Origin of the sequence: Alcanivorax sp. DG881 (genome assembly GCF_000155615.1) — a bacterium.
Lineage (GTDB): Bacteria > Pseudomonadota > Gammaproteobacteria > Pseudomonadales > Alcanivoracaceae > Alcanivorax.
Map to the genome: position 1 here is coordinate 1,170,515 of NZ_DS989915.1, position 20,521 is coordinate 1,191,035.

Annotated in this window: 24 protein-coding genes and 1 tRNA gene; 12 read left to right on the plus strand and 13 right to left on the minus strand. The window is 54.9% G+C overall.

The window, feature by feature from the left end:
- Positions 1 to 14: 14 nt before the first annotated feature.
- Entirely contained in the window at positions 15 to 548 is a 534-nt protein-coding gene (locus tag ADG881_RS05180; protein WP_039926258.1) for a plastocyanin/azurin family copper-binding protein, read from the minus strand.
- Positions 549 to 751: 203 nt separating this feature from the next.
- Here ADG881_RS05180 and ADG881_RS05185 point away from each other — a divergent pair, with 203 nt between their 5' ends.
- The 8 genes from ADG881_RS05185 to ADG881_RS05220 all read left to right on the plus strand — a co-directional run bounded on the left by ADG881_RS05185 (position 752) and on the right by ADG881_RS05220 (position 7,856).
- Positions 752 to 1,420, plus strand: a complete 669-nt coding sequence (locus ADG881_RS05185) for a response regulator transcription factor (RefSeq protein WP_007151491.1) — start codon at positions 752 to 754, stop codon at positions 1,418 to 1,420.
- Between the two features lie 106 nt (positions 1,421 to 1,526).
- Positions 1,527 to 2,774, plus strand: a complete 1,248-nt coding sequence (locus tag ADG881_RS05190) for an ATP-binding protein (RefSeq protein WP_231483467.1) — start codon at positions 1,527 to 1,529, stop codon at positions 2,772 to 2,774.
- A 674-nt stretch (positions 2,775 to 3,448) separates the two neighbouring features.
- On the plus strand, positions 3,449 to 3,643 hold the full coding sequence (locus ADG881_RS17740) for a hypothetical protein (RefSeq protein ID WP_231504753.1): 195 nt from the start codon (positions 3,449 to 3,451) through the stop codon (positions 3,641 to 3,643).
- A gap of 80 nt (positions 3,644 to 3,723) precedes the next feature.
- Positions 3,724 to 4,218, plus strand: a complete 495-nt coding sequence (gene radC / locus ADG881_RS05200) for a DNA repair protein RadC (RefSeq protein ID WP_007150682.1) — start codon at positions 3,724 to 3,726, stop codon at positions 4,216 to 4,218.
- Between the two features lie 100 nt (positions 4,219 to 4,318).
- On the plus strand, positions 4,319 to 5,287 hold the full coding sequence (locus tag ADG881_RS05205; RefSeq protein WP_039926261.1) for a DUF932 domain-containing protein: 969 nt from the start codon (positions 4,319 to 4,321) through the stop codon (positions 5,285 to 5,287).
- Between the two features lie 84 nt (positions 5,288 to 5,371).
- Complete coding sequence (locus tag ADG881_RS05210; RefSeq protein ID WP_232211688.1) at positions 5,372 to 5,872, plus strand: hypothetical protein; 501 nt, start codon at positions 5,372 to 5,374, stop codon at positions 5,870 to 5,872.
- Positions 5,869 to 6,876 carry a YqaJ viral recombinase family protein gene (locus ADG881_RS05215; protein ID WP_007151632.1) on the plus strand — a complete coding sequence of 336 codons (1,008 nt, stop codon included), beginning with the start codon at positions 5,869 to 5,871 and terminating at the stop codon, positions 6,874 to 6,876. Before ADG881_RS05210 ends, ADG881_RS05215 begins: the two co-directional genes overlap by 4 nt.
- A 98-nt stretch (positions 6,877 to 6,974) precedes the next feature.
- Positions 6,975 to 7,856: a hypothetical protein gene (locus tag ADG881_RS05220; RefSeq protein WP_039926262.1), complete on the plus strand. Its 882-nt coding sequence runs from the start codon at positions 6,975 to 6,977 to the stop codon at positions 7,854 to 7,856.
- Here ADG881_RS05220 and ADG881_RS05225 read toward each other — a convergent pair.
- Positions 7,853 to 8,182 (minus strand): helix-turn-helix domain-containing protein, encoded by a 330-nt coding sequence (locus tag ADG881_RS05225; RefSeq protein WP_232211689.1) that lies wholly within the window; start codon positions 8,180 to 8,182, stop codon positions 7,853 to 7,855. The two genes, ADG881_RS05220 and ADG881_RS05225, sit on opposite strands and share 4 nt — an antisense overlap.
- A 250-nt stretch (positions 8,183 to 8,432) precedes the next feature.
- Here ADG881_RS05225 and ADG881_RS05230 point away from each other — a divergent pair, with 250 nt between their 5' ends.
- The 3 genes from ADG881_RS05230 to ADG881_RS05240 all read left to right on the plus strand — a co-directional run bounded on the left by ADG881_RS05230 (position 8,433) and on the right by ADG881_RS05240 (position 10,262).
- Complete coding sequence (locus ADG881_RS05230; protein WP_007150011.1) at positions 8,433 to 8,993, plus strand: DUF4339 domain-containing protein; 561 nt, start codon at positions 8,433 to 8,435, stop codon at positions 8,991 to 8,993.
- A 39-nt stretch (positions 8,994 to 9,032) separates the two neighbouring features.
- Positions 9,033 to 9,821 (plus strand): hypothetical protein, encoded by a 789-nt coding sequence (locus tag ADG881_RS05235; RefSeq protein ID WP_007150918.1) that lies wholly within the window; start codon positions 9,033 to 9,035, stop codon positions 9,819 to 9,821.
- Positions 9,822 to 9,905: 84 nt separating this feature from the next.
- Positions 9,906 to 10,262 (plus strand): hypothetical protein, encoded by a 357-nt coding sequence (locus tag ADG881_RS05240; protein ID WP_007150100.1) that lies wholly within the window; start codon positions 9,906 to 9,908, stop codon positions 10,260 to 10,262.
- A 232-nt stretch (positions 10,263 to 10,494) separates the two neighbouring features.
- Here ADG881_RS05240 and ADG881_RS05245 read toward each other — a convergent pair whose 3' ends face one another.
- From ADG881_RS05245 to ADG881_RS05255, 3 genes are all read right to left on the minus strand, one after another.
- Positions 10,495 to 10,692 carry an AlpA family transcriptional regulator gene (locus ADG881_RS05245; protein WP_035249040.1) on the minus strand — a complete coding sequence of 66 codons (198 nt, stop codon included), beginning with the start codon at positions 10,690 to 10,692 and terminating at the stop codon, positions 10,495 to 10,497.
- 49 nt (positions 10,693 to 10,741) lie between these two features.
- On the minus strand, positions 10,742 to 11,452 hold the full coding sequence (locus tag ADG881_RS17870) for an inovirus Gp2 family protein (protein WP_083787459.1): 711 nt from the start codon (positions 11,450 to 11,452) through the stop codon (positions 10,742 to 10,744).
- A gap of 376 nt (positions 11,453 to 11,828) precedes the next feature.
- Positions 11,829 to 13,253: a winged helix-turn-helix domain-containing protein gene (locus ADG881_RS05255; RefSeq protein WP_007150858.1), complete on the minus strand. Its 1,425-nt coding sequence runs from the start codon at positions 13,251 to 13,253 to the stop codon at positions 11,829 to 11,831.
- A gap of 113 nt (positions 13,254 to 13,366) precedes the next feature.
- On the opposite strand from ADG881_RS05255, the gene ADG881_RS05260 reads away from it, so the two are divergent.
- Positions 13,367 to 14,065: a hypothetical protein gene (locus ADG881_RS05260; RefSeq protein ID WP_035249049.1), complete on the plus strand. Its 699-nt coding sequence runs from the start codon at positions 13,367 to 13,369 to the stop codon at positions 14,063 to 14,065.
- A 346-nt stretch (positions 14,066 to 14,411) separates the two neighbouring features.
- Here the strand turns inward: ADG881_RS05260 and ADG881_RS05265 are convergent.
- The 8 genes from ADG881_RS05265 to infC all read right to left on the minus strand — a co-directional run bounded on the left by ADG881_RS05265 (position 14,412) and on the right by infC (position 20,257).
- Positions 14,412 to 14,488 (minus strand) — tRNA-Pro (locus ADG881_RS05265).
- 328 nt (positions 14,489 to 14,816) lie between these two features.
- Positions 14,817 to 15,176, minus strand: coding sequence for a MerR family transcriptional regulator (locus ADG881_RS05270; protein WP_007149838.1), 360 nt, complete (start codon positions 15,174 to 15,176; stop codon positions 14,817 to 14,819).
- Complete coding sequence (gene ihfA, locus ADG881_RS05275; RefSeq protein ID WP_007151347.1) at positions 15,157 to 15,459, minus strand: integration host factor subunit alpha; 303 nt, start codon at positions 15,457 to 15,459, stop codon at positions 15,157 to 15,159. The genes ADG881_RS05270 and ihfA overlap by 20 nt, the downstream gene beginning before the upstream one ends.
- 25 nt (positions 15,460 to 15,484) lie before the next feature.
- On the minus strand, positions 15,485 to 17,875 hold the full coding sequence (pheT, locus tag ADG881_RS05280; RefSeq protein ID WP_007151498.1) for a phenylalanine--tRNA ligase subunit beta: 2,391 nt from the start codon (positions 17,873 to 17,875) through the stop codon (positions 15,485 to 15,487).
- A 33-nt stretch (positions 17,876 to 17,908) separates the two neighbouring features.
- Complete coding sequence (gene pheS / locus ADG881_RS05285) at positions 17,909 to 18,928, minus strand: phenylalanine--tRNA ligase subunit alpha (RefSeq protein WP_007150288.1); 1,020 nt, start codon at positions 18,926 to 18,928, stop codon at positions 17,909 to 17,911.
- A gap of 165 nt (positions 18,929 to 19,093) precedes the next feature.
- The gene (gene rplT, locus ADG881_RS05290) at positions 19,094 to 19,453 is read right to left on the minus strand and encodes a 50S ribosomal protein L20 (RefSeq protein ID WP_007151143.1); all 360 of its coding nucleotides are present in this window, start codon (positions 19,451 to 19,453) and stop codon (positions 19,094 to 19,096) included.
- 25 nt (positions 19,454 to 19,478) lie between these two features.
- Positions 19,479 to 19,673 (minus strand): 50S ribosomal protein L35, encoded by a 195-nt coding sequence (gene rpmI / locus ADG881_RS05295; protein WP_007149690.1) that lies wholly within the window; start codon positions 19,671 to 19,673, stop codon positions 19,479 to 19,481.
- A 38-nt stretch (positions 19,674 to 19,711) separates the two neighbouring features.
- A complete protein-coding gene (infC, locus tag ADG881_RS05300; RefSeq protein WP_039927233.1) occupies positions 19,712 to 20,257 on the minus strand; it encodes a translation initiation factor IF-3 in 546 nt (181 codons plus the stop codon).
- Positions 20,258 to 20,521 lie beyond the last annotated feature (264 nt).

Below are 20,521 nucleotides of genomic sequence, written 5' to 3' on the forward strand. Positions count from 1 at the left end.
ATTAGTGAACTCAGTTACTGGACCTTGACGTCACCGTACATCCCTGCCTGGTAATGACCCGGCACGTTGCAGGCGAACTCGATATTGCTGTTATCGGAAAACTTCCAAATAACTTCCTGCCTCTGGCCCGGTTCCAGCAGGACGCTGTTAGGGTCGTCGTGTTTCATGGACTGGCCGTTCCCCATGTCCATTTCCATCATGTCGTGGTTGAGCTTTCCGCCCTGGATGACGCCATGTTCGACCATCATCATCATTTCCTCCTGATGCCCCTCATGCATCTCAGGTGTGCCGATGTTGAACTCGTGAACGAGGTTCCCCTTGTTCTCCACCACGAACCGCACCGTTTCCCCGGGGCTTACGATGATTGATCCCGGTTCATAGTAATTGTCGTACATTTCGACTGTTATGGTTCGGCTGGCCTCTGAGGCTTTGCCGGGCTCACCACTCGCAGCGCCGTGATCATGTCCTCCACCATGGGTTCCAGCGGCAAAGGTGGTCGCCGACAATAAGATAGTTGCGGCAGCAACGAGGAATTTTGATACGGTCATATATCTTCTCCTTTGAACAGCTTTGGCCCTGAGGGCCGGGTTGTCTCACTCAAAACTTGAGCAATATCCAGAAGCGGTTGCTACCATCGCTCAGCAACCTGAATCCAGGCTGAAAATCGGAATTATTTTTTGTTCTGGCACAATTCAGCTTGGGCAGCGACACTGACGGACTCTGATGCTCAATTTAGAAAGGCAGTTCAGGAATGAGATTACTTCTGGTGGAAGATGACTACCTGCTGACAAATGGGCTAAGCGCCCAACTGGAAAAGGCCGGTTTCAGCGTGGATACCGCCCGTACAGCGCGGGAAGCCCGGCACCTCGGGCAGCAGGAAAGTTACCGCGCCGGTATTCTTGACCTGGGCCTGCCCGACGGCAACGGCCTGGACGTACTGAAACAGTGGCGGACGCATAAGGTCAGTTTCCCGGTGTTGATCCTGACCGCCAGGGGAGACTGGCAGGACAAGGTCAATGGCTTGAAGGCCGGCGCCGATGATTACCTCGCGAAGCCTTTCCAGACCGAAGAGCTGATTGCCCGACTTCACGCCATCGTCCGGCGAAGCGAAGGCAGAATAATGGATACCCTGACAGCGGGCCGGTTCGAGCTGGACGAAAATCGCCAGACGTTAAGGGCCGGTGACGAGACCGAACATAGCCTGACCGGTACGGAGTTCCGTTTGCTCCGATGTCTGATGAGTCGTCCCGGGCAGGTTTTCTCGAAAGAACAGCTTCTCGACCAGCTATACAGCATCGACGACATACCCAGCGAGAACGTGATCGAAGCGTATGTGCGGCGGCTCAGGAAGCTGGTGGGACCGGACACCATCAAGACCCGACGTGGTCAAGGGTACCTGTTCGATGCCGATAGCCGCTAGACCTCGCTCAGTCAGGGGGATGCTCCTGATTCTGCTACTTCCGGCCGGTATTGGTCTGATGGCACTGGCTTGGATCATCCATGGGGCCTTGCTGGAGAGGATGACCATGGACTTAGTAGAACGCCGCTTGAAAGATGAGGTAGCTTTTCTGGAACACCAGATCCGCCAATCCGGTGGCCAGATTGATACACTCCAGACCGGCGACTATTTTCAGGAAGTGCTCCTCCACGCCTTCGCCATCGCCATCGCTTCTCCGTCTGGGCAGTCCATCTCACCGGAGACCTGGACTCCGATTCTGAGGCCGTTGCTCACCTCCGGGCAGGAGGGAGCCGTGAGAGCCAGGGATGCTGAGGTACCATCTGCGCCTTCCCAAATGCTTGGGTATCGCCGTGCCTTCACGGTCGACGGAAACCCCTTCGTGATCATTGTTGCCGAGGATATGGAGGCGCTTCATCGGAGCCAGGCCAAACTCCATATCTGGACTGCCGTCGTCTCGGTTTTACTGGTCATTCTGATGATCGGGAGCATATGGCTGGGAATCACTCTGGCCCTGCGGTCAATAGCGGGCCTTCAGATGAACCTGAAAAAACTTCAGTCAGGCGAGCTCTCCCGTATTAACGCAGACGGCCCGGAGGAGTTCCGGCCCCTCGTCCGGCAACTCAATCGACTGCTGGATTCACTGGATGACCGGCTGGAACGCTCCCGTGACGCACTTGCCAACCTTTCCCACAGCGTGAAAACCCCCATAGCGGCTGTCAGACAGATCCTGGAAGACACCAGTCGCCCGCTCGATGAGAAGCTGAGATGGGAAATGGCGGCGCGCCTCGACGACATAGATGCTCAGCTTGAGGCCGAAATGCGGCGAAGCCGGTTTGCGGGTCCACAGGTCGGCCAAAGTGTATGTCCGATCAAACAGGCCCGGGATCTGCTGTGGATGCTTGGCCGCCTCTACCCCGATAAATCTTTTGAATTGTCAACGGATCTGCCTGAAAACCATCGCTGGCCTGTCGAGGAGCATGATCTGAACGAAATCCTTGGCAACTTGCTGGATAACGCAGGCAAATGGTCATCCCGCTGGGTGGAGCTCACGCTGAGTGAAGATCAAGAGCAGTTAAAAATTATCATCAGCGACGACGGAGCGGGCGTATCAGAAACAGCCCACTCACAATTGGGCAAGCGAGGATTGAGGCTGGACGAGCAAACACCCGGTCATGGATTGGGGCTGGCTATTGTCCACGCAATAGTTGAGCGTTATCAGGGACAGGTTCATTACACGTCCAGTAAGGTAGGAGGCCTTACTGCAGTTGTTGTAATCCCTGGTTCTGATCGATTCGGCGACCGGTCAGACAACTGACACCTTCACCCTCCATTCTCTATGCTTCAAGTCAAATTCATCAATAGTTGGGATGATGATTTGGAGTCTCGTCCAGCCTGTTCAATCTCGACCGCTCTATAATGAGCTTTCCCTGAAGGATACTGAATCTACACCCACTAACACTACTTGCTCTACTTGCAACCCAAAACAGCAAACCGATGCTTTTGATCATGAATTTTATACCCCCCCCCCCTTTCACTGCATGCCAGAGCCCGCCTTGTGCGGGCTTTTTCATGCCGTTTTGGAGTTTCTATGGATATTCGAGCGAGCTGGGCCTGTACCACGTACAGGGCTACGTTAATCCTGAGGAGATTATCAGTACGGCGGCCACCATTTTGTATGGCTGAAAGGTGTCTAGCAAACCGGTGGCGATTCACACACCTGAACTGACTTCCCACTTAGTAATTTCATTTCTGTTACCTAGTCTACGTCTCGATTCCAGATTTTTTCACCTACATATCACCCCCATGAAGCCAGGAAGGAATGACCTTCCTGACCCATCGCATGGAGGTTTCATGATCATTCAATGTCCCAGCTGCCAATCTATCCGGATAGCGGCACTCCACAACGGACGCAGAGTGTGCGGCTCTGTCGGCACAGCTGCAGGTGCCGCTAGTGGGGTAGCTGCAGCCACCAGTGGTGCCCGTGTGGGCATGACACTGGGCTATGTCGCGGGCCCTGGAGGATCTCTGCTCGGCGGCATCGCCGGAGCCGTGATTGGCGGTCTGATTGGAGGTGTTGCCGGCGGAGAGGCCGGTGCAGCTCTCGGTGACAAGCTAGACCAAACCTTTCTCGACAATCTGCAATGCCTGGATTGCGGCCACGCCTTTCGACTCGACACCGATTAACCCGTATTTCGCATTTCCCCCTTTCACTGCATACCAGAGCCCGCCTTGTGCGGGCTTTTTTATGCCGCTTTGGAGTTTTTATGGATATTCCCACTTTCGTAAAGAACGAGCAGGGCCTGTACCACGTACAGGGCTGCGTTAAATCCGAGGAGATTGTCAGTACCGCTGCCACCATCCTGCTGAATGAGCTGACCGGTCGGGAGGCGCTCACTGCGCCTACCGATGTTGCCCAGTTCCTGCAGATGGCCCTGGCCCAGGAGAAGAACGAAGTCTTCGCCGCTATCTTCCTCAACAACAAGCACAAGGTGCTCAGTTTCGAGCCCTTGTTCAGCGGCACCATTGACGGCGCGGCGGTGTATCCCCGTGTGGTGGTACAGCAGGCTCTGGCCTGCAATGCCGCTGCCGTGATCTTCGCCCACAACCATCCCTCCGGGTGCTGTGAGCCCTCCCAGGCTGATCGCACCATCACTACTCGGCTCAAGGACGCTCTGGCCCTGATCGATGTGCGGGTCCTGGATCACTTCGTCGTGTCCCGTTCCGAGTGGGTCAGCCTGGCCGAGCGTGGCTGGCTCTGAGCTTTTCCTCTTCTGCTTTTGCTCTACCCCTGACTCAACCCCCTCTTCTCATTCGTTAAGCCGCCCGTTTCGGGCTCATTGCTATTTCTGGAGATTTACCATGGCACATCTTGTCGAAAGCATGGCCTATGCAGGCCGCACCCCCTGGCACGGGTTGGGTAACCAGCTCGCCACCCAACAACCCCTCAATGTCTGGATGCGCGAAGCCGGCATGGACTGGGAGATCCGTGAGACTCCTGTCCGCTTCATTAGTAGCGAGGCCGGGACTCTCGGGCAGATCTCATCCTTCCCGGATCAGAAGGTTCTGTTCCGCTCAGACAATCAGGCACCTCTGTCCGTAGTGAGCAACCGCTTCAAGGTGGTTCAGCCACGGCAGATCCTGGAGTTTTATCGGGATCTCACCGAGCGTTCTGGCTTTGAGCTGGAAACCGCTGGCGTCCTTAAAGGAGGCCGCAAGCTGTGGGCCCTTGCCCGCACCGGGCAAACAGGCTCCTTGGCAGGTAATGACCAGACCAACGGCTATGTGCTGCTGGCCACCGCCTGTGACGGCACTCTGGCTACCACTGCCCAGTTCACCAGCATCCGGGTGGTGTGCAATAACACATTGGCGGTAGCTCTCAATGGCGCCGGCCAAGCGGTGAAGGTCCGCCACAACACCACCTTCGATGCCCAGGCCGTCAAGAAACAGCTGGGTATCTCCGTCTCTGCCTGGGATGACTTCATGTATCGCTTGAAAGCGCTGAGCGAACGACGGATCACCCGCAAGACCGCCGAGAAGGTCATGCGTTCGGTCTTCACCGATGTGAACTACTCATCGGGTGACATGCTGGTGAAGCCCAACGAACAGGCCATGAAGAAGGCCATGTCCCTGTATGACGGGGCCGGTCGCGGCGCGGAGCTGCCGTCTGCCAAGAGCACGGCCTACGGCCTGCTCAATGCCGTGACTGAGTTCGTGGACCACGAACGCCGCGCCCGCAGCACCGACAACCGGCTGGATTCCGCCTGGTTCGGCAAGGGTGCCCAGATCAAGCAGCGGGCCCTGAGCCAGACCCTGGAACTGGTGTCCTGACTGATTCCCTACCCATTCTTTTCCCTCGGCTAAAGCCCGACCCGCTCTGTGCCGGTCGGACTTTTTATTGTTTGGAGCCTGACCATGACAGAACGTAATCCCGATAGCAGCGCGACACCCGAAGTCAGCCTCTCTGCGCCACCCCTCTCTCCCCATCTGGCCGCCATCTGGGGCGCCTTTCTTCATGAAGGGGTGATGCTGAACAAAGAGCGGGGCACCCGGCTTCTGGAGATCTGGGGTAATGGCTGTATCGAACTGATCAGCACCCTGTGTGACTTCATCCCCGATATCTGGAAACAGGTGCAACCCTATTGGTACGGCCCGCAAGGGTTTCCTGGGGTATTCGAGTACGAGGTGGTGTCCATTCTGGGCGAACAGCTGGGCACCTATCTGCTCGAGAATGATGGCAATTTGCCACCCAAGGACGAGATCCAGCAGATGATCACCGATCTGGTGGTCACCTTCTTCAGCCAAGGCGGCAGTCATGAGATCCCGTCGGATCAGACGCCCCAGACCCATCGGCTGATCAATCTTCATGATCGCTTTACCGAGCGGCTGATCCAACTGGAAGGAGGTCACTCATGAGCACGCCCCGCGCTATCAAACCCTCATCCCGTCCTGCCCTACGCCTGGTGTCCACCAAGGGCATGAACCGGGAACAGTGGCTCAAGGTCCGCAAGCAAGGTATCGGCGCCAGCGATGCCGCTGCGGCGGTGGGGCTCAACCCGTATCAGTCGCCCCTGGAGCTGTGGATGATAAAGACCGGTCGGGATGGGCTGTTACCGGCCCCCGACCCGGACGACATCCATACCCCGCTGTACTGGGGCAATCTTCTTGAACCCAAGGTGGCCGAGGCCTATGCCAAGGCGACAGGCAACAAGGTGCGGCGAGTGAATGCCGTACTCCAGCACCCGGATGCGGACAAGTCCTGGATGCTGTCCAATCTGGATTACTCGGTAGTGGGCAATCCAGAGGTGCAGATCCTGGAGTGCAAAACCACTGGCCTTAATGGTGCCCGGCTCTGGGCCGATGGCGTACCGGAGTACATCCAGTGCCAGGTTCAGCATCAACTGGCCGTCACCGGCAAGCAGGCAGCGGACGTGGCGGTACTGATCTGCGGGCAGGAGTTACAGGTGCATCGCATCGAGCGGGATGAAGCCGTCATCAAGCAACTGATCGAGCTGGAGCTGGCTTTCTGGCACTTGGTAGAAACCGATACGCCACCCGACGCCGATGGCTCCGACTCCGCCGACCAGGCGCTGCGGGCACTCTATCCCCATGACGATGGCGAATCCCTGGATCTCATTGACGACACTGCTCTCAACGGCGACTTCAGCGAGATGCTGGATATCCGGGAGCGGCTAGCCCGTCTGGCGGAACGGGAAGCCCGGCTCAAGCAACGCATCCAGCAACGCATGGGGGATGCCGCTCGGGCTTACTTCATAGATGGCCAGGTGAGCTGGAAGCGCAGCAAGGACAGTATGGTGCTCGACACTGACGCCCTGCTCAAGACTCAGCCCGCGCTACTGCAGCAATTCCCCAAGCATCGGGCCGGCAGCCGCCGGTTCCTGGTGAAGCCCAGCGCCTGATCGTTCTCGCATCACCTCACTCAACACGCCACGCCTAACAGCATAAACGCCGGGCCCTGCCCGGCGGCTGTGCGGTTTCTTTATAACAGGAGATTCCCATGATCAAAGGACTCGCGATTACGCCCCCCGTGATTGGCCGTATCAGTATTGGCCGCATGGTGGAAAAGAACGGCAAGCGTCTGCCGGAGAAAGACGACCAATTCACCATCACCACCCAGATCCAGACCCGGGAGGGCTGGCTACCGCATCCGCTAGATGAGGCCCTACGCCAGGAGGGTCAGGGCAAGAAGCTACGCAGCATTCCCGTCACCCTGCCCTTCAATGATCCGGACCTGAACCTGCGGGCGGAGTACACCTTCTTCGAGCGCAAGAGTGGCCGCCCGCTGTGCAGTGGCGACGGTGAGAGCTGTCGACGCCGCACCGACCAGGGCCTAGAGCAGTTACCCTGCCCGTCACCCGACCTATGCGAATTCGGCGCCCACGATCTGTGCAAACCCTACGGGCGGCTGTACGTGCGGATCGGGGAAGAGGATGAACTGGGCTGCTTCGTGTTTCGGACCACCGGCTACAACAGCATCCGCACCCTTACAGCCAGGTTGCGTTACTTCCATGCCATCTCTGGCGGCAACCTAGCCACCCTGCCCCTGGAATTGAAACTGCGCGGGAAGAGCACTACCCAGAGCCACCGGGCACCAATCTACTACGTGGATCTGACACTGCGCGCTGAGCAATCCATGGAGGACGCCGTCAGCTACGCTAGAGAAACGGCCAAGGCCAGGGAAAACCAAGGCATCAACCAAGCAGAGCTGGACAAGGTGGCCCATGCCGGCCTGCTCAACACTCAGTTCGAGTACTCGGAGGAGGAAGGGTTACAGGTCGTGGAGGAGTTCGTGCCGGAAGGGTCTGCCCCACCGGGCAATGCTCAACCGCAGTCGGCACAGGGACTCAGCCAGAAGCTGGCCGGAAAAAAGGCAGGCTAATCAATCATAGCCAGCAGACCTTGGCGGCGCTTAACGGACAGGCGCCGGTAGCCCTTGAGCAGTTGGGCTTCGGCGTCATTGCGTACCTGGGCGTCATACTTGGAATTCAGCTCTGAGGCACCCTCGACCGGATCACCGCAGATCAGATGATCCAGCGATACACCGAGGACCGCCTTCAACTTCGGCAGTAAACGAAATCCGGGCGAATCACGGCCATTTTCCCAGGCGGATATCGTGGATTTGGTCACATGAAGCTCGTCGCCCAACTGCTCCTGGGTCAGACCCAACGCCAACCGTGCCGCCTTCAGGCGCTCGGGAAAGCTCATCACGCCCACTCCATCAATCTGATAGAGCAACGCTACGGCACTGCCATACCTCTGTCGTACCGGAATACTTGACCCTCAAGGTATAGCATTGCAATACTTTGTGAGTCTTGAATTACATAACACTCAAACTGAGACACACCTTCCAAACCAGCGGACACAGCGCCTGGGGGAGACCGCTCTTCCCAGGCACAGCACTCGACCTGTGCTTGGCTAAAAACCATGGAAGGACAGCCACTACAAGGAATGAACAATGGAAAACAGCACCACAGGGAACGAGATCTGGTTCTACGAACTCAACGGGGAAAGGAAGGGGGGCATCTCTGAAACCGATCTCATCACCCTGATCAGGAACGGCACACTGCGCCACGGATCATCCGTCTGGAAGAAGGGGTTCGCGGACTGGACCAGCATCGAAGACACCCAGCTTCGAGAGCACCTTGATGATACGACACCACCGCCGCTAACCGGCGCCAAAGTCAACAACACCGTTGTATGGATTCTGGCGTTTGCCCCACTGATCGGTCTCACCCTGGAATACTTTGTGGCCTACATGGTGCACAGCAGCGAGTACCGTGCCGAGCAAGCCGTTGCCAGCGGCCATTTCATTTTCATCACCCTCATACTCAACATCGCCCTGTCTTTCCTGGATGAAAAGAGACTCAAGAAAGCCGGCACTGATACCAGCACATTTGGTGGATGGGTGTGGCTGGTGCCCGTCTATCTCTACCAACGATCCCAAGCCCTGAAGCAGAATCTGGCGTACTTCATCGTCTGGGTCGTCTGTTTCCTCTTAATTGTGGTTGGTGCTTAAGCCAATCACTTCATGGAACGATTTTAAAAGGGAACCATCATGAAAAACCGCAAAGTAGCGCTAGCATGCATTTCTCTGGCAGCCCTATCCGGATGTTCTTCTGAAATAGACGTCATTCGGGAAGGGCGCCTTGAATTACTCCCCGAATATACGGTTGGCCAGGCGCTGGATAACCGTAAGCTTTGTGAGAGCACAGACTGGTCTGTCATTGAGGACGAACGGGGCCGAGATGTCGTTCGTTACACCTGTGATTTCAAGGACATAGAAAAGAATTACAGGGATACAGCAAATGAAATGATCGATGCTGCAAAAAACGACAGCAGGCTGATCACATTGCAGGAAAGGTTAAACGAACTCGAATCAGAAATAGCGAGAGAAAAACAACTATTAAAGAAAGCCCAAAATCATATCGATAACGGGAATTCTTGGACTGAAAGGAAAACAGAAAACGGCTCCAGCTATACGGTTTGGCCTCGTGTGAAACAGCAATCAATAACCGATATAGAAAATCACGAAAGAGGAGTCCGGAGCATAAAAAACCAGATCTCGATGATTGAAAAAGAAAACCAGGATTCCCTCTCTCTGGCTCAGGAGACTCTTGAGAAATACAAAGGAGCCAGGGCCTTTGAAACCATTGACTGGGTAGTAATGGAGGACGGCAGTTTCATGGTCCTTTCCGGCAGCATGCATCACACCAACATATTCAAGGGCGTCATCGAGGAAACACCCCACGAAAATATACAGTCCGCCCTCTACCTTATCTACAACGAAAACTTCGACACGCTATTTGCTTATGAAGATGCGCTACAGCAGATAGCGGAGCTTTGATCATACTTCAATAAAACCCAGTCGCTGACTTGAACGGGCGGCGAATCTGCCCGTTTTATCACCTCTTCCAAAAAGGACAACTCAATGAGCAAAGATATTGACATCGAAAAATACACCTCCGAAGACATCACTACTGAAAAGCTTTCTGAGCTAATCTCCAAGAAAGCCTCTTTTCAAATTGTCGCGGTCAAAAATATTAGCTCCGTGGTAAACAAAGTCGAGGGCGCTATTGAAAAGAAAGGACTACGTTGCCGGGTATACACTGAATATCGGGCGGCCTCCCTGGCCAGCTTCGCCATCCCCACTGGATTTACCCAGGTTACCGGCTTCGCCTCAGCTATTGGTATTGCCGCACATAACCTCGCAACCTTTAACCCTGATTACGAGATCGGCAAGAACAAACCTGCCGGCAAAGTGACAGTGCTGTATAAGAAAGATTAGCGCCTTATTGGTAACAGCACCGTCACGCCGTGTGTGGATACCCGAGCAGAACATCTCTCGGATAGTCCCCGTTTTCCTCGCCTACTACGCTCCAAGGTCTCGATCAATTGGCATTAAACCTCCCCGGTCCTATTGGTACCGGGGTCTACCATTACAAATTGGAGCCCCCTCCTGCTTTCATCTGATACAAAACCTCGCAGCCATCCATGAACAACGAAAGTCCAATAGCCGGTCAATGAGGCACTTCCTGGCAATCCCTCTCCTCAATCCTCTCCAGAATCCAGGCCTCGATTTCATCAGATACCCAGCCAACCGTTCTTCCCCCAAGCGGCACGGGTTTGGGGAATTCCCCCTCAGCAATACGCTTGTAGATAGAAGAACGGCCAAGACCGGTATCCTTGATCACTTCTGTTAGCCTCATGAATCGCATGAAATTCTCCTCGTCATTCGTTCATGCGATAGCGCAGCAACGTAAAAACTTACTCACCTCCTCTCTGGCTACAGCCAAAGTTCCTAAACCCATCGTCATAAAGCTTGGTATCCACCTTTGCCAAGTAGCTCATGCGCCTGAACACCCCCTGATATTGCGTGGTATACATAGAAGACCCTTTTGAAATCAGCTGGACAGCGCTATCTGGGAAATGGACTAAACCGATTCCTTGACTCCCAGTCAGACCAAGAGTGCGACCCCAAGCTCGCTGAATACGCTCTGCCATGTTGCTAACTGCTTGTTCTTCCGCCAACCACCAGGGGAAGTCCGGCTCTTGCTGACCTAAGATACGCCCCAACGCGGAGTAAGCATCCCTATTGACCATAATGGCAATATGATAATGGGGCTGCCCTTCCCCACCGAACTCGCGACACCAGATCATACGAACATGGCAGTCATGAACCCGTTTTCCCTGGCCGCGCTTACGCTTCGAATCGCACCTGATCTGCGAACGAAGAGAGTTGATGAAGCCGCTTGCCTGCCCCCCTTTGGGACCTGACCAACCGTACGGCAGCCTAGCAACGAAATGGATGACACAGGTTCGTGGATGCTCATTTAAGGCCCGGTCCAAAGTAGACCGGATAGATTTGAGGTAATTCACCGCGAGTGGACGGTCAGGCCTTGCCAGTACCGGCAAGCCTTCCCAGACGGGTTCATAGTGGAGTTTGAGGTTGGTGTTGCTTGAATGTCGTTTTCTCATTGTCTGGCACCTATGGTTTCTTCATAGGTACCAGCGCACTGGTTGAAATTTACTCATGAGCAGGCTGGTTTGGTCCAGCCTGCCTGTTACTCAACCAACTGCACTTACCAGCCTTCACAAGTGGGCTGGCTAAGTGACTTTATGACTATATATATCTATTACCGACACTCAGAGCGGGTTATCAAGTACTGAAAGCCCACAACAGGGCCTTTACCCCACAGACGGGAGCCCAAATAGCGCTATCCAGTTAAAACAATCGATTACGAGTTCTGGAACGGGGTTATCGTACCCAGAAGGCCCACAAACCAATAACACTATTGAGCTTGAAGGCTGACATCAATTCACAGCTTAAATCAGTGCTATCCACGGTATGTAACTACCCCTCATCCTCAATACCAACTTCCGTGTCTACAACCTCCTTTTTGGTCTTTACACTTGGCTTAACAAGCAGGCCAATTTCATACTGCTCTTTTGTAGACAAGTCTACACGGTTGATTTCCTTAGTTGATTTTACATAATCGATTGAAGCCCCTTGGTAAATCCCCGGAGTAACATTTCTGCCTGGCGGCGGCGCAACCACAGCCTTTAAAATCAACAACTTACCATTCTCTGTTGATCGCAATATCGATATCCTACCATCTGGTGGCATAAGCAAACGCATCACCCCTAGTTTTTTGCTTAGCACTTCAGATTTCATGCACGCAGCCCTCCATATCCAGCCAGATAGGAACATCGCCGCTCTAGAGGCCGCCTCATCGCTACCCTTTCTCTCCTTTACACATAGCAATGCCTCCATTTCTAAGCGCAGATTGATGCTTGGTTCTGGTAGAAATTGACTGCCAATGAATAAGTATCTATCGGTCAATATTTGACCTACATAATCGTCTAAAACAGCCTGCAGATATTCTTCAAGCCCATCGAGCACAGCATCTTTGAGTCTTTTAGCAACGTCATCTTCACACTTCACCGGCAACAAATAGTTTCTACGGTCATATTCAATGGCAACGTAGGAATCATCCTCACAACCATTACTGAGAATCCTTATCAACTGAGGAATCTCTCGGCCCGGGTGGTACTGATCTTTTTTTTGTATATGAAGGACAAACGCCCGACCACACCAGCTAGCCTCAAAAATAGGGTGAGCCAGGTTGAGAAAATAGATGCTCGGGCACTTGCCGATTCCTATATCACTCACAATCCCAGCAACCACATCTCGCATGTACCCTAAGCGCCAAAGCTTCCTCAAATGCCGGCGTACTCTTTGAACTGACATCCCCACCTGCTTGGCCAAGCCAAAAGTCGAACAATTTCTGACTACACCGCAGGAATCCGCCTCAGTCAGCAACACTATAAGAACCAGCTTGCTACCGACACTCAGGGCATCAGGGTTGGGAGGGCCAAAAGTACGACCTTTCTTTCTCGTGACCTCCAACCCTCCAGGTGAGGGAATACTGAGCAGTGACTTTACCAGCCCCTCATGTCCCACACTCACTGGCCCAACCTGGAGATTCAACCGATCGGCAACGAGCTTTGAAAGTCGATAATCGTAAGACGGCCTTCCGGTCCTACCTTCAACGCGCCGGGCATCAAGAAGACCTTGGTCAACCAGTACCCCTATCGAATGACGGGCTAATCTCTCACTAACTCCCAACTTCCCCGCCAAACGGTCCAGAGACGTTTGAGCCCATTCGCCTATACCAAATTGATAGATAAAGGCAGTCAAAAAATATCGCTCAGCGGCCTGCAGCTCTTCAGACGACAAGCAGTTAAAGCTGGATACTAGAGCATTGCCAAGGTACATATTTGCACAAATGATATCTATTTTTGCCCATTATCAATTATGATCATATTTACGTCAATTCATACGGTATGATTTACTTGTCATGAAAATCTCAAGCATTAGGAGCATTGAAAGTGAAGAAACCAATCCCACCGAAAGAGTGGCTTGGCTCCGACAAGGACAAGTCAGATTGGGCCAGGCACTATTTGCGAAACAACCCCCCATCAGCCCTTTCAGTAAAAGCTCCCCACGAAGAGAACGAGCCGACCTTGATGACACTGGAAAGAATTTGGAATAACGGATTGGGGGCAGATGCTTTTGCACGCATCAAACGAGCATGGAATGCTTACAGCTACCGGAAGAACAAAAACAAGCGGACTTTCAGTTTTGTGCTACCCGTAGAAGAAGCTCTGTTTTTGAAACGTACGTCCAAATATCTAAAGGTGTCACAAAGCGCCCACCTGACAGCTCTGATTTGCCAGGATAGAACACATATCGAGAAACTGAGAAATGAGCATCAACAAAGACTCGAAGGCGCCAGAAAAACGCGCAATTCACTGGTAGAGGACAGAAAAACCAAAGAGCTAGGTCGCCTGCGGAAAGAAAATACGAGGCATGCGGGCATTCTCAAGCAATATGAAGAACTTATAAGAAAGCTAGTAGAGAAAGACCTTGTAAGGCAGGAATTAGAAAGGCAGGGATTGCAGGACCCCATACAACTCGATGCGAACAAAAGGGACGACCTGGACTCTCAAGCCAAAAAGCTGGCAGCAAGACACCTTGAGGATGCTCGAATTGACGCGTCTCGCACTTCTAACTACTCAGCGCCCTGACACCACCTCCAAGTGATCCACCCAACGCTGCAACTACAAGCGTCACCCAGCCTCATAGCTATGGAGTACCCTCAACCCCTTTTCTAGAGTGATCCGGCACAGCTTCAGCCATCTTGCCGGGCATCCAATACGCGCCAGGCCTTTGTAAACGGACCGCCTGACCAATCAGGGAAAACTAAAGGTCAGTGGCGCGTAAAGTAAAGGAGACAGGCCAGCCACAGGGATTAGCTATTGAGAAACGGTGACGGAACGGTGACGAAACACAGAAAAGCATAAGCGACGCCTAAAAACCAAAAAGGCCAGTCATCCATGACTGGCCTATCTCTTTGTTTTTCCGACCTTAATTTGGTCGGGACGGGAGGATTCGAACCTCCGACCCCTTGCACCCCATGCAAGTGCGCTACCAGGCTGCGCTACGCCCCGAGATGTGCTTGGCAGACAGAGCGACCAAAGCGGCGAGCATAATAGCGGATTTGATTGGGGGATGGAACCAGTAACGTGTTGGTTGCTCAGGGTTTAAGCGATGGGGGATGGTCGGGTTTGCCGCTGGCAGGTTCGCGCCTCGAGAGGCGTACTCGCTGCGTTCCTACAGAGGATGGCTGCTTTGTAGAGAGGCTCTTCATCATGCAAGCATGATTTCCCACAGGGGCCAGGATTATTGGCTGGTCAGGCAGGGCATGAAAAAGCCCCGGGAGCGAGGCTGCCGGGGCTTTTTGGCCATTGGAGATGGCGGGGAACGATTGGTGCTGGATCAGGAGGCTTTGAGTACGTCGAGCACCTCTTCCATCTCCACGATCATCTGCTTGATGAGCTGATGGTACTGGGTGGCCTGCTCCGCGTTGGCACCGCCGGATAGCTGCTGACGGGCACCGCCGATGGTGAAGCCCTGATCGTACAGCAGGCTGCGGATCTGGCGGATCATCAGCACGTCCTGGCGCTGATAGTAACGACGGTTACCACGGCGTTTCACGGGCTTGAGCTGGGGAAATTCCTGCTCCCAATAGCGCAGCACGTGCGGTTTTACGTCACACAGGTCGCTGACTTCACCAATGGTGAAATAGCGTTTTCCTGGAATCGCCGGCAATTCGTCGTTATGACTTGGTTCCAGCATAGGCCTCAACCCGTTGTTTTAATTTTTGTCCTGGACGAAAGGTAACAACCCGACGGGCGGTGATGGGGATTTCCTCACCGGTTTTCGGGTTGCGTCCTGGTCGTTCGCTCTTGTCCCTGAGATCGAAATTGCCGAAGCCGGAGAGCTTCACCGGGATATTGTTTTCCAGTGAATGGCGGATCTCTTCAAAGAACATTTCCACCATTTCTTTTGCTTCACGTTTGTTCAGGCCTAACTCTTCGAACAAACGCTCGGCCATATCCGCTTTGGTCAGCGCTCCCATTAATAGCTCCCTACCCTTCCTTAATTCAGTCCCTTAAGGCGGCGTTAAACTGTTGTTTTAACTGGGATACTACGGCATCCACCAGGTCATTCACCTCTTGATCCTTAAGAGTGCGTGAACGGTCCTGGAAGGTCAAGCCCAAAGCAAGGCTTTTACGATTTTCACCAATGCTATCGCCTTGATATATATCGAAAATCTTGACCCCGGTGAGACGGTCGTCACAGGCAGAGCGAACCGCAGCGATCAGATCCCCTGCGGGGACGCTGTCTTCCACCACAAAGGCCAGATCACGACGCATCCGAGGCTGATCAGACACGGCCGCAAAGCTGGGCAGGCTGCCTTGCTGCAACGGCGCCTGCGCCAGTTCGAAAGCGTACAGTTGACCCGGCAGATCCAGATCAGCGGCCAGGCGCGGGTGAATCCGCCCCAGGAAACCCACCACCTCACCATCACGTTTCAATGCCGCGGTCTGGCCCGGATGCAGCGCCGGGTGCTCGGCAGGCTCAAAGCTGAACGCCTGCGCATCGGACAACGCCAGCAACGCTTCCACGTCCCCTTTCAGGTCGAAGAAATCCACCGGGCGTTTGCCTTCCCAGTTCTGCGGCTGGGCACTGCCGTACAGCAGGCCGGCGATCATCGGCGTCTGCTCCAGGCCGCCTTCCACGTCTGGCGCATCGGTGGGCACAAAACGCAGGCCCGTTTCAAACAGACGCAGGCGATCAGCCTGTCGGTTCAGGTTGTGGCGCGCAGTGCTGAACAGGCCAGCCAGCAGCGTGGTGCGCATCACGCCCAAATCCGCAGAGATCGGATTAAGCAACGGCAGCGGCTCCACGCGGGGCTCGACTTTCGCCAGCAGACCCGACTCCACAAAGGTGTAGGTAATCGCTTCCTGGTAGCCGCGATCCATCAAGGCGTCCGCCAGACGGCGCACAGCCACGATCTGTTCCGGCACGGTCTCGCCGGAAGGCGAACCCGCCGGCACCCGGCTGGGCAGCTTTTCGTAGCCATAAATACGCGCCAACTCTTCGATCAAATCCTGCTCGATAGCCATGTCGAAGCGCCAGCTGGGAGCCAGCACGGTCCACCCCAGGCCGTCTTCATTCGAGGAGATATCCATGCCCAGGCGGCTGAGAATGTCTTCCACCTGCTGGGCCGGCAATCCCATGCCCAACAAGCCTTCGATCCGCTCAGCGCGCAATGTCAGCTCGGCCTGCTTGGGCAGCTGCGCTTCATCCACTGCTTCAGTGACGGGACCCACCTGACCACCCGCAATTTGCTGGATCAGGGCGGTGGCGTACTCAATGGCATCGCTCTGCAGTTGCGGATCCACACCGCGCTCGAAGCGGTGAGAGGAGTCGGTATGCAACCCATAGGAGCGAGCCTTGCCGGCAATCGCCAGGGGGGCGAAGAAGGCGCATTCCAGGAAAATATCCTGGGTTTCCGTGGTCACGGATGACGGTTTGCCGCCCATGACCCCAGCCAGAGCAAGCGCCGCGCTGTCGTCCGCGATCACCAGGGTATCGTCCCGTAGAGTCAGCTCCTGATCATCCAGGGTAGTAAGCGTCTCATCCGTTTTGGCCTTACGTACGGTGATACCACCACTGAGCCTGGCCAGATCGAACGCATGCAACGGTTGCCCCAGTTCCACCAACACATAGTTGGTCACATCGACGATGGGGTCGATGGTACGCAGGCCCGCACGGCGTAGGCGCTCCACCATCCACAGCGGGGTGGCAGCGTTGACATCCACGCCCTTGATGACCCGGCCCAGGTAGCGAGGGCAACCGGCGTTATCCGCCAACGTTACGCTCAATGCATCATCAATGGCCGGCGCCACCTTGCTGATGGCCGCCTCGGTGAGCGGGCTCTGGTTCATGACGCCCACTTCCCGGGCGATACCACGCAGGCTCAGGCAATCAGCCCGGTTAGGGGTCAGATCCACTTCGATGATGGTGTCGTCGAGGCTCAGGTAGTCACGAAAATCGGTGCCCACGGGGGCGTCTTCCGGCAGTTCCATAAGGCCATCGATCAGGTCTTCCAGGCCCAGTTCCGACGCGCCGCACAGCATGCCATTGGATTCCTGGCCGCGCAGCTTGGCTTTCTTGATCTTGAAGTCACCGGGCAGCACCGCACCGACCTGGGCGAAGGGCATCTTCAGGCCCACACGCACATTGGCCGCACCACACACCACCTGCACCGTGTCGGTGCCATTGGTCACCTGACAGACACTGAGTTTGTCGGCATCCGGGTGCGGTTCGCAGCTTTCCACCTGCCCGACCACCACGCCAGTAAAATCCGGTGCGGCCGGTTCCACCGCGTCCACTTCCAGGCCAGCCATGGTCAATTGCTGCACCAGGGTGTCGGTATCCACGGCGGGGTTTACCCACTCCCGCAACCAGGCTTCGTTAAAACGCATGTCGTGATTCCTTTAACTTGTTCGCGGGAGGCGTTAGCTGAACTGGGACAAAAAGCGGGTGTCGTTTTCGAAAAACAGCCGCAAGTCGTTCACGCCATAACGGAGCATGGCGATACGCTCGATCCCCATACCAAAGGCAAAGCCGCTGTACTCTTCCGCATCAACGCCACCCGCTTCCAGCACCTTCGGGTGCACCATGCCGCAGCCCATGATTTCGATCCAGCCGGTGTGCGAGCACACCCGGCAGCCATCGCCACCACAGCTCACGCAGCCCACATCCACTTCCGCGCTGGGCTCGGTGAACGGGAAATAGCTGGGCCGAAAACGGACCGGCAAGTCTTCCACTTCAAAGGTAAAGCGCAGGAATTCCGCCACGGTGCCACGCAGATCGGCGAAGGTAATACCCTTGTCCACCAACAGGCCTTCCACCTGATGGAACATGGGGGTGTGGGTCAGATCTGAATCACAGCGATACACCCGGCCCGGCGCAATAATCCGGAACGGCGGTTTGCCCTGCTCCATCACCCGTACCTGTACCGGTGATGTATGGGTGCGCAGCAGGCGCCCATCACCGAAATAGAAGGTGTCGTGCATGGCCCGTGCCGGGTGGTGGCCGGGAATATTCAAGGCCTCAAAATTGTGGAAGTCATCTTCCACTTCCGGCCCCTCGGAAATATCAAAACCCAGACGCAGAAAGAAATCTTCAATGCGGCGGCGCATACGGTTCACCGGGTGCAACCCGCCCGGCAACTCTCCTCTGCCCGGCAAGGTTACATCTACGGTTTCACTGGCCAGCTGCTCATTCAGGGCCGCCTCTTCCATGGCACTTTTGCGCCCGGCAATAGCGTCCTGAACCTTCTGCTTGCCTTCATTGATGACGGCGCCGGCCTGCGGGCGCTCTTCTGCGCTCAGCTTGCCCAGCCCCTTCATCAAGGCACTGATTTCACCTTTTTTGCCCAGGTACTTCACCCGCACATCGTCCAGCGCCCGAATGTCGCCAGCCTGCTCGACCTCTGCCAAGGCAGCGTCAACCAGGGCATTGAGATTTTCCATTTCAATTCCTCCGCTACACGCAGCGCGCTTCGTGCAATGCGGCACCCCTTCCCCGTGTTGCACGAAGCGTGTTGCTTGTTGCGTCTCTTTTACCAACAAAAACGGGGGAAGAGCGCGAACTCTTCCCCCGTTGAATGCACTACTACGCAGCTGCGTAACAGTCGATCAGGCGGTGAGACTCGCTTTGGCTTTTTCGGCCAAAGCGCTAAAGGTTGCCTGATCACGGACAGCGATGTCCGCCAGTACTTTACGGTCGATGTCGATGGACGCTTTCTTCAGCCCATTGATCAGACGGCTGTAAGACAGGCCGTTCAAACGCGCAGCGGCGTTGATACGAACAATCCACAGACGACGGAACTGACGCTTGCGAACCTTACGGTCGCGGTAGGCGTACTGACCAGCTTTGGTAACGGCTTGTACCGCTACACGGAATACACGGCTGCGGGCACCGTAGTAGCCTTTAGCCTGCTTGAGAATCTTCTTGTGCCGACGACGCGCCTGCACACCACGTTTTACTCGTGCCATTGTTTAGTCTCCAGATCCGTAAAAGTTATGCGTAGGGCATCATGCGTTTAACAAGAGCCACATCATTTTCGTGGACTTCCTGCTTCGGACGCAGTTTACGAATAGTCTTGGAAGACTTTTTGGTAAGAATGTGGTTTTTAAATGCCTGCTTGCGCTTGAAACCGGAGGCGGTTTTTTTGAAACGCTTGGCAGCCCCACGGTTTGTCTTGATTTTAGGCATGGTACCTTCTCAAGTTGATGAATTAATTAAACAGTCGATCAGGACTGCTTCTTCTTTTTGCCCGGGCCGAGCACCATGATCATCTGGCGCCCTTCCATGTTCGGACGTTGCTCCACGTGAGCGTACTCTTCGAGATCCTTCTCGACGCGTGCAAGCAATTCACGGCCCAATTCCTGGTGAGCCATCTCACGACCGCGAAAGCGGATAGTGATTTTCGTTTTGTCACCGGCCTCGAGAAAGCGGATCAAATTACGCAGTTTTACCTCGTAATCGCCTACATCTGTGCCAGGACGGAATTTGATTTCCTTGACCTGAGTCTGGCGCTGTTTTTTACGCCCCTCTTTGGCCTTCTGTTTTGCTTCAAACAGATGCTTGCCGTAATCCATGATTCGGCAAACCGGCGGTTCCGCACCAGGGGAGATTTCTACCAAATCCAGCTGCTGTGAAGTGGCCTTTTCCAAGGCGTCCTGCAGGCTGACGATACCGACCTGCTCACCGTCCACATCAATCAACCGAACTTCGGTTGCCTGGATTTGCTGATTTGTATTGGCGCGCTGCTCGCGGCCTTTGCCTCCACGCTTAATGTCGTGAACCTCCAATCTGTGATCGAAAACGAGGCGAGTAGCCTCACCGCCTCAGTAAATAGGCGCGCATTGTATGCCACCACAACGGGCACAACAACCCCAGCCGCACTTGGCCGGCGTACGCAACTGACTGAAACGGAATGAATTCTGGCTGGCTGAGAGACGGATCTCATTTCAGGCAACTGAGTACACAGGACCTGAATGCCAGCTAAGGGAGCGTATTTTAAGCAAATCTGGACACTTTTCAAGCATCCAGACCCGAAT